This is a genomic window from Escherichia sp. TW09308, assembly GCF_000208565.1.
Lineage (GTDB): Bacteria > Pseudomonadota > Gammaproteobacteria > Enterobacterales > Enterobacteriaceae > Escherichia > Escherichia marmotae.
Map to the genome: position 1 here is coordinate 4,402,417 of NZ_AEME01000001.1, position 14,896 is coordinate 4,417,312.

The 14,896-nt window shown below is 50.9% G+C and carries 14 protein-coding genes; 6 read left to right on the forward strand and 8 right to left on the reverse strand.

The window, feature by feature from the left end; all coding sequences use genetic code 11:
- Positions 1-8: 8 nt before the first annotated feature.
- The 3 genes from nagC to nagB all read right to left on the reverse strand — a co-directional run bounded on the left by nagC (position 9) and on the right by nagB (position 3,248).
- Positions 9-1,229 carry a DNA-binding transcriptional regulator NagC gene (gene nagC / locus ESM_RS0121335; RefSeq protein WP_000187581.1) on the reverse strand — a complete coding sequence of 407 codons (1,221 nt, stop codon included), beginning with the start codon at positions 1,227-1,229 and terminating at the stop codon, positions 9-11.
- Positions 1,230-1,237: 8 nt separating this feature from the next.
- Complete coding sequence (gene nagA, locus ESM_RS0121340) at positions 1,238-2,386, reverse strand: N-acetylglucosamine-6-phosphate deacetylase (RefSeq protein WP_000271161.1); 1,149 nt, start codon at positions 2,384-2,386, stop codon at positions 1,238-1,240.
- Between the two features lie 61 nt (positions 2,387-2,447).
- Positions 2,448-3,248 (reverse strand): glucosamine-6-phosphate deaminase, encoded by an 801-nt coding sequence (gene nagB, locus ESM_RS0121345; RefSeq protein ID WP_001237072.1) that lies wholly within the window; start codon positions 3,246-3,248, stop codon positions 2,448-2,450.
- Positions 3,249-3,579: 331 nt separating this feature from the next.
- Here nagB and nagE point away from each other — a divergent pair, with 331 nt between their 5' ends.
- From nagE to chiQ, 4 genes are all read left to right on the forward strand, one after another.
- Complete coding sequence (nagE, locus tag ESM_RS0121350; protein WP_001023084.1) at positions 3,580-5,526, forward strand: PTS N-acetyl glucosamine transporter subunit IIABC; 1,947 nt, start codon at positions 3,580-3,582, stop codon at positions 5,524-5,526.
- A 243-nt stretch (positions 5,527-5,769) separates the two neighbouring features.
- A complete protein-coding gene (glnS, locus tag ESM_RS0121355; protein WP_001287173.1) occupies positions 5,770-7,434 on the forward strand; it encodes a glutamine--tRNA ligase in 1,665 nt (554 codons plus the stop codon).
- A 455-nt stretch (positions 7,435-7,889) separates the two neighbouring features.
- Positions 7,890-9,296: a chitoporin ChiP gene (chiP, locus tag ESM_RS0121365; protein WP_001258812.1), complete on the forward strand. Its 1,407-nt coding sequence runs from the start codon at positions 7,890-7,892 to the stop codon at positions 9,294-9,296.
- 49 nt (positions 9,297-9,345) lie between these two features.
- On the forward strand, positions 9,346-9,678 hold the full coding sequence (gene chiQ, locus ESM_RS0121370; RefSeq protein WP_000733598.1) for a ChiQ/YbfN family lipoprotein: 333 nt from the start codon (positions 9,346-9,348) through the stop codon (positions 9,676-9,678).
- A 93-nt stretch (positions 9,679-9,771) separates the two neighbouring features.
- On the opposite strand, the gene fur is transcribed toward chiQ, so the two are convergent.
- The 5 genes from fur to ybfF all read right to left on the reverse strand — a co-directional run bounded on the left by fur (position 9,772) and on the right by ybfF (position 12,426).
- Entirely contained in the window at positions 9,772-10,218 is a 447-nt protein-coding gene (gene fur, locus ESM_RS0121375) for a ferric iron uptake transcriptional regulator (RefSeq protein ID WP_000131707.1), read from the reverse strand.
- Entirely contained in the window at positions 10,211-10,297 is an 87-nt protein-coding gene (uof, locus tag ESM_RS01000000125495) for a fur leader peptide (protein ID WP_010380762.1), read from the reverse strand. Before uof ends, fur begins: the two co-directional genes overlap by 8 nt.
- Before the next feature lie 209 nt (positions 10,298-10,506).
- Positions 10,507-11,037 carry a flavodoxin FldA gene (gene fldA, locus ESM_RS0121380; RefSeq protein WP_001515976.1) on the reverse strand — a complete coding sequence of 177 codons (531 nt, stop codon included), beginning with the start codon at positions 11,035-11,037 and terminating at the stop codon, positions 10,507-10,509.
- Between the two features lie 191 nt (positions 11,038-11,228).
- Positions 11,229-11,522, reverse strand: coding sequence for a LexA regulated protein (gene ybfE, locus ESM_RS0121385; RefSeq protein WP_001300829.1), 294 nt, complete (start codon positions 11,520-11,522; stop codon positions 11,229-11,231).
- Positions 11,523-11,661: 139 nt separating this feature from the next.
- Positions 11,662-12,426, reverse strand: a complete 765-nt coding sequence (gene ybfF / locus ESM_RS0121390) for an esterase (protein ID WP_000773262.1) — start codon at positions 12,424-12,426, stop codon at positions 11,662-11,664.
- Positions 12,427-12,610: 184 nt separating this feature from the next.
- Here ybfF and seqA point away from each other — a divergent pair, with 184 nt between their 5' ends.
- Together seqA and pgm are read left to right on the forward strand one after the other, a co-directional pair.
- Positions 12,611-13,156: a replication initiation negative regulator SeqA gene (gene seqA, locus ESM_RS0121395; RefSeq protein WP_001515978.1), complete on the forward strand. Its 546-nt coding sequence runs from the start codon at positions 12,611-12,613 to the stop codon at positions 13,154-13,156.
- A 28-nt stretch (positions 13,157-13,184) separates the two neighbouring features.
- On the forward strand, positions 13,185-14,825 hold the full coding sequence (pgm, locus tag ESM_RS0121400) for a phosphoglucomutase (alpha-D-glucose-1,6-bisphosphate-dependent) (protein WP_010380767.1): 1,641 nt from the start codon (positions 13,185-13,187) through the stop codon (positions 14,823-14,825).
- Positions 14,826-14,896: the final 71 nt, after the last annotated feature.

Genomic DNA, 14,896 nt, shown 5'->3' on the forward strand with positions numbered 1-14,896 from the left:
AAAGCACATTAATTTTCCAGCAAATGCTGGAGCAAAATACCGTTGAGCATGGCGCGTTTTACCAGTGCAAAAGCACCGATTGCTGAGCGGTGATCCAGTTCGGAACGCACTACCGGCAGATTAGTGCGAAACGCCTTCAACGCCTGGGTATTAATGCAGCTTTCAATGGCGGGCAGCAGCACTTTATCGGCTTCGGTGATCTCACCGGCAATAACAATTTTTTGCGGGTTAAATAAGTTGATGGCAATGGCGATGGTTTTACCCAGATGGCGACCGACATACTCAATCACTTCCGACGCCAGACTGTCGCCTTTGTTTGCGGCTTTACAGATAGTTTTGATGGTGCAGTCATCCAGCGGCACGCGGCTCTGATAGCCCTGCTTTAACAGATTCAACACTCGTTGTTCAATGGCGGCGTTGGCAGCGATAGTTTCCAGACAACCGAAATTTCCGCAGTGGCAGCGTTCACCCAGCGGTTCAACCTGAATATGGCCAATTTCACCAACGTTGCCGTTGCGGCCGATAAAAATGCGCCCGTTAGAGATGATTCCGGCACCCGTTCCGCGGTGCACGCGCACCAGAATGGAGTCTTCGCAATCCTGACTTGCACCGAAGTAGTGCTCTGCCAGCGCCAGACTGCGGATATCGTGACCGACAAAACAGGTCACTTTAAAACGTTCTTCCAGAGCCTCTACCAGCCCCCAGTTTTCCACCTGGATATGCGGCATGTAATGAATTTTGCCGCTGTCCGGGTCGACAAGCCCTGGCAGAATAACCGAAATGGCGATTAACTCTCGCAGTTTGCGCTGGTAGCCATCAATAAACTGGGCGATGGCGTTTAAGAGCGCATGTTCCAGCGTTTGCTGGGTACGCTCTGGCAGCGGGTAATGTTCTTCTGCCAGCACTTTGCTGCTGAGATCAAACAGGGTGATGGTAGCGTCGTGACGACCAAGTCGTACGCCGATAGCCTGGAAATTGCGGGTTTCGGTGACAATAGAGATTGCGCGGCGGCCTCCGGTGGAGGCCTGCTGATCAACTTCTTTGATCAACCCGCGTTCGATAAGCTGACGCGTAATTTTAGTTACGCTGGCGGGGGCAAGCTGGCTTTGTTCGGCAATCTGAATTCGCGAGATTGGCCCATGCTGGTCAATCAGGCGATAAACCGCCGCGCTGTTAAGCTGTTTTACGAGATCAACATTACCTATCTGAGCTTGTCCGCCTGGTGTCATACTTTCTCTTATTGAGTTACGACCTCGTTACCGTTAACGATGGTCCTGGTGATTTTAAAATCAGGTGTGAATGCGGTCAGGTTGGCCACTTTACCTGCGGCGAGAGTGCCGAGACGTTTCTCAACGCCAATTGCACGCGCCGGATAGAGCGTCGCCATACGCAGCACTTCATCCAGTGCGATACCACAATGTTCGACCAGATTACGCACGCCTTCAATCATGGTTAAGGATGAACCACTTAATGTACCGTTCTCATCCACACAAAGTCCGTTGCGGTAGTATATTGTTTTACCCGCAAAAATGAACTGTTCAATATTGGCACCTGCTGGCGCAGTCGCATCGGTAACCAGACACAGTTTGTCGCCTTTCAGACGTTTGGCGTTGCGAATGTTAGCGTAATCAACGTGCAGGCCATCGGCAATAATACCGCAATAAATGTCAGCTTCGTCGAGGATCGCGCCCGCCAGACCCGGCTCACGCCCCGTAATATACGGCATCGCATTGTACAGATGGGTGGCAAAGGTAATCCCCGCGCGGAAACCGGCTTTCGCTTCTTTCAATGTGGCGTTGGAGTGACCGGCTGAAACCACAATACCAGCATTTGCCAGTTTACTGATCACTTCCGTTGGCACCATTTCCGGCGCTAGTGTGACTTTGGTAATAACATCGGCATTTTCACAAAGGAAATCGACCAGCGCGGCATCGGGCTTACGCACGAAATTCGGATTATGAGTGCCTTTTTTTACCAGATTCAGCCACGGACCTTCCAGATGCAGACCTAATGCCTGATTCGGATGTTTTGCCAGGTATTCGCGCATTACGCGCACACCCTGTTTCATCAGCTCATCGCTGGTGGTGATAAGCGTCGGCAGGTAGTTAGTACAGCCTGATTTCTCATTGGCTTTCTGCATGATTTCCAGCGTTTCCACGCTGACCGCTTCAGCAGTATCGTTGAACTGTACGCCACCGCAGCCGTTTAACTGCACATCGATAAAACCGGGGGAGAGAATGGCCCCGTTCAGTGAACGTTGTTCAATCTCTGGCGGCAGTTCCGCTACTGGACAGACGCTTTTAATCAGGCCATCAGCGATAACAACCGCATGGTCATCAAGAAATTCGTGGCCGGTAAAGATCCGGCCCTGGGTTAATGCATACATTCCGACCCCCGATATCAAAAATAATACAGCCCTGAACGAAACGTCAGGGCAGGGATAACAATTACAGACCTTTGATGTTTTCTGCTTCTAATTCATTGAAATATCTTAAAGTCTTAACTTTCAGCTCCATGGTCGAAGGTTCATCACACACCATGATCGCTTTCGGATGCAGTTGCAGACAGCTAATAGTCCACATGTGGTTAACGCAACCTTCAACGGCCGCCTGCAGTGCCAGTGCTTTCTGGCTACCCAGCACCAGAATCATCACTTCTTCGGCATCCAGCAGTGTACCCACACCGACGGTCAGCGCATATTTTGGCACCTGATTAACATCATTATCAAAGAAACGAGAGTTTGCGACGCGAGTGTCATGTGTCAGGGTTTTGATACGGGTGCGAGAGGCGAGAGAAGAGGCTGGTTCGTTAAATGCAATATGACCGTCGTTACCTACACCGCCCATAAACAGATGAATTTTACCGTAAGAGCGGATTTTTTCTTCATACTGGCGGCATTCGGCGTCGATATCCGGGGCGTTGCCATTGAGAAGGTTGATATTTTCTGCTGGAATATCAACGTGATCGAAGAAATTACGGTGCATAAAGCTGTAGTAGCTTTCCGGATGCTCTTTCGGCAGACCGACATACTCGTCCATGTTGAAGGTGACAACGTGCTTAAAGCTGACCTGGCCTGCTTTATGCATTTCGACTAACGCTTTATAGGTGGTCATCGGTGTGCCACCGGTCGGCAAGCCAAGCACGAACGGGCGATCGGCAGTCGGTTTGAACGCATTGATGCGATTGACGATATGGCGCGCAGCCCATTTGCCGACCTGTTCAGCAGTAGTCAGGGGGATCAGTCTCATTATTCACCTCGATAAGAAAAATTAAGCCGTTGGCGGATTTGGCATCTTTAAGCGTAACCTGGATTTGCGCAGACAGGCGTCAATCCGACCTGATTTTTTGAATGATAAAATAAGTTTTCTGGTTTAGCCAGTAAAAGGGAGTGATGATAACGATATTTGGTGACAAAACTCACAAAAGACACGCGTTTAATTTGCGGTACGAATTAATTTTTTACACACTCTGTAGCAGATGATCTAACAACCTGATTACAGAACATCGGCAGTACAGTTTGCAGCAAAATAAAAATACGGCTTTAAACAAGCCAAATAGGGTTCTCGTAGGGGGAATAAGATGAATATTTTAGGGTTTTTCCAGCGACTCGGTAGGGCGTTACAGCTCCCTATCGCGGTGCTGCCGGTGGCGGCACTGTTGCTGCGATTCGGCCAGCCAGATTTACTTAACGTTGCGTTTATTGCCCAGGCGGGCGGTGCGATTTTTGACAACCTTGCGCTTATCTTCGCGATCGGTGTGGCATCCAGTTGGTCAAAAGACAGCGCGGGCGCGGCGGCGCTGGCGGGGGCGGTCGGGTATTTTGTACTGACCAAAGCGATGGTAACCATCAACCCGGAAATTAACATGGGTGTTCTGGCGGGTATCATTACCGGTCTGGTCGGTGGTGCAGCCTATAACCGTTGGTCCGCGATTAAACTGCCTGACTTCCTGAGCTTCTTCGGCGGTAAACGCTTTGTGCCGATTGCCACTGGCTTCTTCTGTCTGGTGCTGGCAGCCATTTTTGGTTATGTCTGGCCGCCGGTGCAGCACGCTATTCATGCAGGTGGCGAATGGATCGTTTCTGCAGGCGCGCTGGGTTCCGGTATCTTTGGTTTCATCAACCGTCTGCTGATCCCAACGGGTCTGCATCAGGTGCTGAACACTATCGCCTGGTTCCAGATTGGTGAATTCACCAACGCGGCGGGTGCTGTATTCCACGGCGATATCAACCGCTTCTATGCGGGTGACGGCACGGCGGGGATGTTCATGTCCGGCTTCTTCCCGATCATGATGTTCGGTTTGCCGGGTGCAGCGCTGGCGATGTATTTTGCCGCGCCGAAAGAGCGTCGTCCGATGGTGGGTGGGATGCTGCTTTCCGTGGCTATCACCGCGTTCCTGACCGGTGTGACTGAGCCGCTGGAATTCCTGTTCATGTTCCTCGCTCCGCTGCTGTACCTCCTGCACGCACTGCTGACCGGCATCAGCCTGTTTGTCGCAACGTTGCTGGGTATCCACGCGGGCTTCTCCTTCTCTGCGGGCGCCATCGACTATGCGTTGATGTATAACCTGCCGGCCGCCAGCCAGAACGTCTGGATGCTGTTGGTGATGGGCGTTGTTTTCTTCGCTATCTACTTCGTGGTGTTCAGTGTGGTTATCCGCCTGTTCAACCTGAAAACGCCAGGTCGTGAAGATAAAGAAGACGAAATTGTTACTGAAGAAGCCAACAGCAACACTGAAGAAGGTCTGACTCAACTGGCGACCAACTATATTGCTGCGGTTGGCGGTAGTGACAACCTGAAAGCGATTGACGCCTGTATTACCCGTCTGCGCCTGACGGTGGCTGACTCAGCTCTCGTCAACGATGCGATGTGTAAACGTCTGGGTGCTTCTGGTGTGGTGAAACTGAACAAGCAGACTATTCAGGTGATTGTCGGTGCGAAAGCCGAATCTATCGGTGATGCAATGAAGAAAGTCGTTGCCCGTGGGCCGGTAGCAGCAGCGTCTGCTGAAGCCGCTCCAGCAACCGCTGCTCCGGCAGCAAAACCACAGGCTGTACCAAACGCAGTGTCTATCGTTGAACTGGTATCACCGATTACTGGTGATGTTGTGGCGCTGGATCAGGTGCCAGACGAAGCATTCGCCAGCAAAGCGGTGGGTGACGGTGTGGCGGTGAAACCGACGGATAAAATCGTTGTATCACCAGCCGCAGGGACTATCGTGAAAATCTTCAACACCAACCACGCGTTCTGCCTGGAAACCGAAAAAGGCGCGGAAATCGTAGTCCACATGGGTATCGATACTGTGGCGCTGGAAGGTAAAGGTTTTAAACGTCTGGTGGAAGAGGGCGCGCAGGTAAGCGCAGGGCAACCGATTCTGGAAATGGATCTGGATTACCTGAACGCTAACGCTCGCTCGATGATCAGTCCGGTTGTTTGCAGCAATATCGACGATTTCAGCGGCCTGGTTATTAAAGCCCAGGGGCACGTCGTAGCGGGTCAAACACCGCTGTTTGAAATCAAAAAGTAATCTGCTTTATGCCTGATGCGACGCTTGACGCGTCTTATCAGGCCCGTAGGTTGGATAAGACGCGTCAAGCGTCGCATCCAACAATGACAAGCGGTGGGGATCTTCTCTACCGCTTTTTTTTTCATCAATCATCCCCATAATCTTTGTTAGATTTTTCGATTTTCTCTAACTAACAGTTGTCAGCCTGTCTCGCTTATAAGATCATACGCCGTTATACGTTGTTTACGCTTTGAGGAATCCACGATGAGTGAGGCTGAAGCCCGCCCGACTAACTTTATTCGTCAGATCATCGATGAAGATCTGGCCAGTGGTAAGCACACCACAGTACACACCCGTTTCCCGCCGGAGCCGAATGGCTATCTGCATATTGGCCATGCGAAATCTATCTGCCTGAACTTCGGGATCGCCCAGGACTATAAAGGCCAGTGCAACCTGCGTTTCGACGACACCAACCCGGTAAAAGAAGATATCGAGTACGTCGAGTCGATCAAAAACGACGTTGAGTGGTTAGGTTTTCACTGGTCAGGTAACGTCCGTTACTCCTCCGATTATTTTGATCAACTCCACGCCTATGCTGTTGAACTGATCAATAAAGGCCTGGCATATGTTGATGAACTGACGCCAGAGCAAATCCGCGAATATCGTGGCACTCTGACGCAGCCGGGTAAAAACAGCCCATACCGCGACCGCAGCGTTGAAGAGAACCTGGCGCTGTTCGAGAAGATGCGTACCGGCGGTTTTGAAGAAGGTAAAGCCTGCCTGCGTGCGAAAATCGACATGGCATCGCCGTTTATCGTGATGCGCGATCCGGTGCTGTATCGCATTAAGTTTGCTGAACATCATCAGACCGGCAACAAGTGGTGCATCTACCCGATGTACGACTTCACCCACTGCATCAGCGATGCCTTGGAAGGTATTACCCACTCTCTGTGTACGCTGGAGTTCCAGGACAACCGTCGTCTGTACGACTGGGTTCTGGACAACATCACTATTCCTGTTCATCCGCGCCAGTACGAATTCTCGCGTCTGAATCTGGAATACACCGTGATGTCCAAGCGTAAACTGAACCAGTTGGTGACCGACAAGCACGTAGAAGGCTGGGACGATCCGCGTATGCCGACCATTTCCGGTCTGCGTCGTCGTGGTTATACCGCGGCTTCTATTCGTGAGTTCTGCAAACGCATTGGCGTGACCAAGCAGGACAACACTATTGAGATGGCGTCGCTGGAATCCTGCATCCGTGAAGATCTTAACGAAAACGCCCCTCGCGCAATGGCAGTTATCGATCCAGTAAAACTGGTTATCGAAAACTATCAGGGCGAAGGCGAAATGGTTACCATGCCGAACCATCCGAACAAACCGGAAATGGGTAGCCGCCAGGTGCCGTTTAGTGCTGAGATTTGGATCGATCGTGCCGATTTCCGCGAAGAAGCCAACAAACAGTACAAACGTCTGGTGCTGGGTAAAGAAGTGCGTCTGCGTAATGCTTACGTGATTAAAGCGGAACGCGTGGAGAAAGATGCCGAAGGCAATATCACCACTATCTTCTGTACTTACGATGCTGACACCCTGAGCAAAGATCCGGCTGATGGTCGTAAGGTCAAAGGCGTTATCCACTGGGTAAGTGCGGCACATGCGCTACCGGTTGAAATCCGTCTGTATGACCGTCTGTTCAGCGTGCCGAATCCAGGCGCTGCGGATGATTTCCTGTCGGTGATTAACCCGGAATCGCTGGTGATCAAACAGGGCTTTGCTGAACCGTCGCTGAAAGATGCGGTAGCAGGTAAAGCGTTCCAGTTTGAGCGTGAAGGCTATTTCTGTCTCGACAGTCGCCATTCCACTGCGGAAAAACCAGTATTTAACCGCACCGTTGGGCTGCGTGATACCTGGGCGAAGGTTGGCGAGTAACGTTAAGTTCCACTTTGCCGGATAAGGCGTCCACGCCGCATCCGGCATGAACAAAGTGCACTTCGTCAACAATCCCAAACGCCGCACTCAGCGGCGTTTTTTCTGCTTTTCTTCGCGAATTAATTCCGCTTTGTAATTTATCCATAAAACAAATTTAAAATCACCAGCCATAATTTAATCGAATGCGACTGCCTTCATCCCACTGGAAAGCCGCATATTTTTCTTCTACGCGCTCTCCTGGTACAAATTTAAACCTTGTAACAAAAATCATCAAAATATGTGCGGTTGCTCATGTTCTTACATTCTCGTTACAGAAAGAGATTGATAATTCGCGGCGCGAAAAATAGTCTGTTCCTGTAGTCAGCGAGACTTTTCTCAACGCTACTTTTTTAATTTTTTATTTTTTCGCTGTTCACCCTTGGTGCAGCAATTTATACGTCAAAGAGGATTAACCCATGCGTACGTTTAGTGGTAAACGTAGTACGCTGGCGCTGGCTATCGCCGGTGTTACAGCAATGTCGGGCTTTATGGCAATGCCGGAGGCTCACGCCGAAGGATTTATCGACGATTCAACCTTAACCGGCGGTATCTATTACTGGCAGCGTGAACGTGACCGTAAAGATGTTACCGACGGCGACAAATACAAAACCAACCTTTCTCACTCCACCTGGAACGCCAACCTCGATTTTCAGTCTGGTTATGCCGCGGATATGTTCGGCCTTGATATTGCTGCGTTTACGGCGATTGAAATGGCGGAAAATGGCGACAGTTCACACCCGAACGAAATCGCTTTTTCGAAAAGTAATAAAGCCTATGACGAAGACTGGTCAGGCGATAAAAGCGGTATAAGCCTGTATAAAGCAGCGGCCAAATTTAAATACGGTCCGGCGTGGGCGAGAGCAGGTTATATTCAGCCAACCGGTCAGACGCTGTTAGCGCCGCACTGGAGCTTTATGCCGGGTACTTATCAGGGCGCGGAAGCCGGGGCTAATTTTGATTACGGTGATGCTGGTGCGTTGAGCTTCTCCTACATGTGGACCAACGAATATAAAGCGCCGTGGCATCTGGAAATGGATGAGTTTTATCAGAACGATAAAACCACCAAAGTTGATTACCTGCACTCCCTCGGGGCGAAGTACGATTTCAAAAATAACCTCGTGCTGGAAGCGGCATTTGGTCAGGCTGAAGGGTATATCGATCAGTATTTTGCTAAAGCCAGCTACAAATTTGATATCGCCGGTAGCCCGCTAACTACCAGCTACCAGTTCTACGGTACGCGCGATAAAGTTGACGATCGCAGCGTCAACGATCTTTACGACGGCACCGCCTGGCTACAGGCGTTGACCTTTGGCTACCGGGCGGCTGACGTAGTGGATTTGCGCCTGGAAGGCACCTGGGTGAAAGCTGACGGTCAGCAGGGGTACTTCTTACAGCGTATGACCCCAACCTACGCTTCCTCTAACGGCCGCCTGGATATCTGGTGGGATAACCGTTCTGATTTTAACGCCAACGGCGAAAAAGCGGTCTTCTTCGGCGCGATGTATGATCTGAAAAACTGGAATCTTCCAGGTTTCGCCATCGGCGCTTCTTACGTTTACGCCTGGGATGCCAAACCCGCTACCTGGCAGAGCAACCCGGATGCGTACTACGACAAGAACCGGACTATTGAAGAGTCTGCATACAGCCTGGATGCGGTCTACACCCTTCAGGATGGTCGCGCCAAAGGTACGATGTTCAAGCTGCACTTCACCGAATACGATAACCACTCCGATATCCCGAGCTGGGGCGGCGGTTACGGCAACATCTTCCAGGATGAGCGTGACGTGAAGTTTATGGTTATCGCGCCATTCACTATCTTCTGATGTCCGACGCGGCAGGTTTTTCGCCTGCCGCACGTTTGAGGAATTTGCTATGAAGAAACTGATTCTCATCGCCATGATGGCATCGGGGTTGGTGGCCTGTGCGCAATCAACCGCGCCACAGGAAGATAGTCGTCTGAAAGAGGCGTACAGCGCCTGTATTAATACCGCACAAGGCTCGCCGGAAAAAATTGAAGCCTGCCAGAGCGTGTTAAACGTGCTGAAGAAAGAGACACAACATCAGCAGTTTGCCGAGCAGGAAAGTGTGCGCGTGCTGGATTATCAGCAGTGTATTCAGGCAACGCAAACCGGTAATGATCAGGCGGTGAAAGCCGATTGTGATAAGGTCTGGCAGGAAATTCGCAGTAATAACGCTACGCAGTAAAAAACAAAAAGCGAGAGCTGTAACTCTCGCTTTTCTTATTTCTCTTTATAAAAAAGCCAACCCGCAGGTTGGCTTTTTCTCGTTCAGGCTGACTTAATTGCCTTCGTGCGCGTGCTCATCTTCGCGGCAATCGCCTTCGGCGCAGTGACCGTAAAGATAGAGACTATGGTTAGTCAGGCGAATGCCGTGTTTTGCGGCAATTTCACGCTGACGCGCTTCGATAGATTCATCACTAAATTCGATAACCTTGCCGCAATCGAGGCAGATCAGGTGATCGTGGTGATGTTGCTGGGTCAGTTCAAATACGGATTTACCGCCTTCAAAATTGTGGCGGGTGACGATACCGGCGTCGTCAAACTGGTTCAGTACGCGATATACGGTAGCCAGACCAATTTCTTCACCCATATCGATCAGACGTTTGTACAAATCTTCCGCACTGACGTGATGGTTGTCCGGCTCCTGAAGAACTTCCAGGATTTTTAAGCGTGGAAGCGTTACTTTCAGGCCAGCTTTCTTTAGGGCGGTATTGTTATCAGTCATGCGGAATCTGTCCTGTTACTAAGCGATTCACTTCATTAAAAGAAGTGACAGAATTTGCTCTTGAGATAATGCGTATCATTATAGAATTGCCATGCCTAAATGAAAACTACAAGTCCCTGGCAAATATTGTTAATAAAAACGTGGCTTAGCTTACATTTGCATCGGTAAGGCCACTTCAACACTGGAACATTGTACAGGTACAACGGCAAAAGTTACAAATTTGTAGCAATTATTTTGATTGGCATTATCTATTAATACGGCGTAGACATGAGTCTACGCCGCATCACATCAGGCGTTGATAATTTCGTCGAGATGCAGCTCTTCAGAAATTTGTTTCACCCATTTTTCCACGCGTTCGGCGGTCAGTTCCGGCTGACGGTCTTCGTCGATAGCCAGACCGACAAAGTGGTTGTCATCCGCCAGACCTTTTGAGGCTTCGAAATGGTAGCCCGCAGTTGGCCAGTGACCAACGATGGTAGCACCACGTGGTTCGATGATGTCACGGATAGTGCCTAACGCGTCGCAGAAATATTCTGCGTAATCTTCCTGGTCGCCACAGCCAAACAGTGCAACCAGTTTACCATTGAAATCAATCTCTTCGAGAGTCGGGAAGAAGTCGTCCCAGTCACACTGCGCTTCGCCGTAGTACCAGGTTGGGATGCCCAGCAGCAGAATGTCATAAGCTTCCAGATCTTCTTTGCTGCTTTTTGCAATGTCATGGACATCGGCAACGTCTTTACCAAGCTGTTTTTGAATCATTTTTGCGATATTTTCGGTATTACCGGTGTCGCTGCCGAAAAAGATGCCAGTGATAGCCATGAGTGAAATAACCTCTTGAAACTTATTGAAATGGGGGTGGCAAATTGCCCACGGATAAAGGCAATCATAGCAGAACAGGCAGTCTTGCGGAATCAGCAAACTCGCAGGACTGCACACTGTGCTACACGATTTTTTTGTCCAACTTCAAGTTACATGGGCTGTAACCCGAATTATTTGAGTAAAGGATGGGATCAGACGATGCCCTGACTACGCAGCGCCGCGAGTTGTTGCATCAACATCTCTTCGATCAGTTCGCTACGGCTCATATTACGCGACTCTGCCAGCTCGTTCAGCGCCTCGACAGCTTCTGCATTCAGCTTCAGTTCGACACGCTTAAGACCACGTACTTTGTCGCGTTTTAGCTGGTTGCGTTTATTAATACGCAGCTGTTCATCGCGCGAAAGCGGATTGGTTTTCGGTCGTCCCGGTCGACGCTCGTGCGCGAACAGATCTAATGTCGTACGGTCCGTTTGTTCTTTGGCCATGATCTTGGTGACTTCGGGGGAAACAATCAGCCAGGCGTCTGCCCGGATGGATAGCGCGCCATAATACATCAGCGCGATGAGTCACGCCAACGCCCACGCGCGGAAAGCGACGCAGACGCTGGGTTTTTAATCAGTTGCATTAATCATTGAGATAGCGGCGGATGGCGCGCAGCACTGCATCAGGTTTTTCTGCGTGTACCCAGTGACCCGCACCTGCAATCACATGCGCCCGTGCCTGCGGAAATTGCGCCAGTAAATCATCACGATATTGTTCAGTAACATACGGCGAATTACCACCGGGGATAAATAGGGCGGGGTGATCCCACGCCGGGATTTTCTCCCAACCCACAATATGCGGATACTGATCCCACAACACCGGCACGTTAAAACGCCATTCGCCGTCAACGTAGGATTTCAACAGAAACTGAATCACCCCTTCTTCATTCAGATGCTGACGCATCACCGTCGCCGCCTGTTGACGTGTTTGTGCGTCAGATTCGCTGACCGCGTTGATGGCCGCGAAAATCTCATCATGACGGCGCACGTGATAATCGACGGGCGCAATATCGATTGCCACCAGTTTATCGATGCGATCGGGGGCCAGCGCGGTGAGCGCCATTACTGCTTTGCCGCCCATTGAGTGGCCAATAAATGTCGCCTTATCGATCTGCTGCGCATCCAGCGTATCCAGCAGATCCTGCGCCATCGCCGGATAATTCATCACAGGATCGTGCGGTGAAAGTCCGTGGTTACGCATATCCACCTGGATGATATCGTGGTCGCTCACCAGGTCACGTGCCAGCACGCCGAGGTTGTCGAGACTACCAAACAGACCATGAACAAGGACGATGGGAGAATTATTGTGCTGATTTTGTGTAGATTGCGCGCGGATATTCAATTTCATGGCAAAGTTCTTTTTTTCGCGAAGTCGGGTTAGGGTATTATGTTGACCATTGTGCCACAGGGCTGCAACAAATAAGGTTTAATCCGAGTTTTTCTGCAAGCCAGGCTTGACGCTATCCGCTGCCGGGATTTATTCATATACTCCTGGCGACTTGTATTCAGCTAAGACACCGCACTGGATTAAGATGAAAACGATTGAAGTTGATGATGAACTCTACAGCTATATTGCCAGCCACACTAAGCATATCGGCGAGAGCGCATCCGACATTTTACGGCGTATGTTGAAGTTTTCCGCCGCATCACAGCCTGCTGCTCCGGTGACGAAAGAGGTTCGCATTGCGTCGCCTGCTATCGTCGAAGCGAAGCCGATCAAAACGATTAAAGACAAAGTACGCGCAATGCGTGAACTTCTGCTTTCCGATGAATACGCAGAGCAGAAGCGTGCGGTCAACCGCTTTATGCTGCTGTTGTCTACACTATATTCTCTTGACGCCCAGGCGTTTGCCGAAGCAACGGAATCGTTGCACGGTCGCACGCGCGTTTACTTTGCGGCAGATGAACAGACGCTGCTGAAAAATGGTAATCAGACCAAGCCGAAACACGTGCCAGGCACGCCGTATTGGGTGATCACCAACACTAACACTGGCCGTAAATGCAGCATGATTGAACACATCATGCAGTCGATGCAATTCCCGGCGGAATTGATTGAGAAGGTTTGCGGGACAATTTAAAACAACGTTGCAGATAAAGGACAAAGCAATGGCAATCCACAATCGTGCAGGCCAGCCTGCACAACAGAGTGATTTGATTAATGTCGCCCAACTGACGGCGCAATATTATGTACTGAAACCAGAAGCAGGGAATGCGGAGCACGCGGTGAAATTCGGTACTTCCGGTCACCGTGGCAGTGCAGCGCGCCACAGCTTTAACGAGCCGCACATTCTGGCGATCGCTCAAGCGATTGCCGAAGAACGTGCGAAAAACGGCATCACTGGCCCTTGCTATGTGGGTAAAGATACTCACGCCTTGTCCGAACCTGCATTCATTTCCGTGCTGGAAGTGCTGGCAGCAAACGGGGTTGATGTCATTGTGCAGGAAAATAATGGCTTCACTCCGACACCTGCCGTTTCCAATGCCATTCTGGTTCACAACAAAAAAGGTGGCCCGCTGGCAGATGGTATCGTGATTACGCCGTCCCATAACCCGCCGGAAGATGGTGGTATCAAATACAATCCGCCAAATGGTGGCCCGGCTGATACCAACGTCACCAAAGTGGTGGAAGACAGGGCCAACGCACTGCTGGCCGATGGCCTGAAAGATGTGAAGCGTATCTCCCTTGACGAAGCGATGGCATCCGGTCATGTGAAAGAACAAGATCTGGTGCAACCGTTCGTGGAAGGCCTGGCCGATATCGTCGATATGGCGGCGATTCAGAAGGCTGGCCTGACGCTGGGTGTCGATCCGTTGGGTGGTTCCGGTATCGAATACTGGAAGCGCATTGGCGAGTATTACAATCTCAACCTGACCATCGTTAACGATCAGGTCGATCAGACTTTCCGCTTTATGCACCTCGACAAAGACGGCGCGATCCGTATGGACTGCTCCTCTGAGTGTGCGATGGCGGGTCTGCTGGCACTGCGTGATAAGTTCGATCTGGCGTTTGCTAACGATCCGGATTATGACCGTCACGGCATCGTTACTCCGGCAGGTTTGATGAATCCGAACCACTACCTGGCAGTAGCGATCAATTACTTGTTCCAGCATCGTCCGCAGTGGGGCAAAGATGTTGCCGTCGGTAAAACGCTGGTTTCTTCTGCGATGATCGACCGTGTGGTCAATGACCTGGGGCGCAAGCTGGTAGAAGTACCGGTAGGTTTCAAATGGTTTGTGGATGGTCTGTTTGACGGCAGCTTCGGCTTTGGCGGCGAAGAGAGCGCGGGCGCTTCGTTCCTGCGTTTCGACGGTACGCCGTGGTCAACTGATAAAGACGGCATCATTATGTGTCTGCTGGCGGCGGAAATTACTGCCGTCACCGGCAAAAACCCGCAGGAACACTACAACGAGCTGGCAAAACGCTTTGGTGCGCCGAGCTACAACCGTTTGCAGGCAGCAGCAACTTCCGCACAGAAAGCGGCGCTGTCTAAGCTGTCTCCGGAAATGGTGAGCGCCAGCACTCTGGCAGGCGACCCAATCACCGCGCGTCTGACCGCTGCGCCGGGCAACGGTGCTTCTATCGGTGGTTTGAAAGTGATGACCGACAACGGCTGGTTCGCCGCGCGTCCGTCAGGCACGGAAGACGCATACAAGATCTACTGCGAAAGCTTCCTTGGCGAAGCACATCGTAAGCAGATCGAGAAAGAGGCGGTTGAGATTGTTAGCGAAGTTCTGAAAAACGCGTAATCATATAAAGTAAGAAAAAAGGGCGGTCGGAAGATCGCCCTTTTTTACTTATGACCGCCTGATACGCTACG

Coding starts and splice junctions, on each gene's coding strand:
- ybfE (WP_001300829.1), bottom strand. CDS start 11,522: ATGGCCAAAGAACAAACGGACCGTACGACATTAGATCTGTTCGCGCAC.
- nagB (WP_001237072.1), bottom strand. CDS start 3,248: ATGAGACTGATCCCCCTGACTACTGCTGAACAGGTCGGCAAATGGGCT.
- nagE (WP_001023084.1), top strand. CDS start 3,580: ATGAATATTTTAGGGTTTTTCCAGCGACTCGGTAGGGCGTTACAGCTC.
- seqA (WP_001515978.1), top strand. CDS start 12,611: ATGAAAACGATTGAAGTTGATGATGAACTCTACAGCTATATTGCCAGC.
- uof (WP_010380762.1), bottom strand. CDS start 10,297: ATGATACGCATTATCTCAAGAGCAAATTCTGTCACTTCTTTTAATGAA.
- ybfF (WP_000773262.1), bottom strand. CDS start 12,426: ATGAAATTGAATATCCGCGCGCAATCTACACAAAATCAGCACAATAAT.
- chiP (WP_001258812.1), top strand. CDS start 7,890: ATGCGTACGTTTAGTGGTAAACGTAGTACGCTGGCGCTGGCTATCGCC.
- nagC (WP_000187581.1), bottom strand. CDS start 1,229: ATGACACCAGGCGGACAAGCTCAGATAGGTAATGTTGATCTCGTAAAA.
- pgm (WP_010380767.1), top strand. CDS start 13,185: ATGGCAATCCACAATCGTGCAGGCCAGCCTGCACAACAGAGTGATTTG.
- nagA (WP_000271161.1), bottom strand. CDS start 2,386: ATGTATGCATTAACCCAGGGCCGGATCTTTACCGGCCACGAATTTCTT.
- glnS (WP_001287173.1), top strand. CDS start 5,770: ATGAGTGAGGCTGAAGCCCGCCCGACTAACTTTATTCGTCAGATCATC.
- fldA (WP_001515976.1), bottom strand. CDS start 11,037: ATGGCTATCACTGGCATCTTTTTCGGCAGCGACACCGGTAATACCGAA.
- chiQ (WP_000733598.1), top strand. CDS start 9,346: ATGAAGAAACTGATTCTCATCGCCATGATGGCATCGGGGTTGGTGGCC.
- fur (WP_000131707.1), bottom strand. CDS start 10,218: ATGACTGATAACAATACCGCCCTAAAGAAAGCTGGCCTGAAAGTAACG.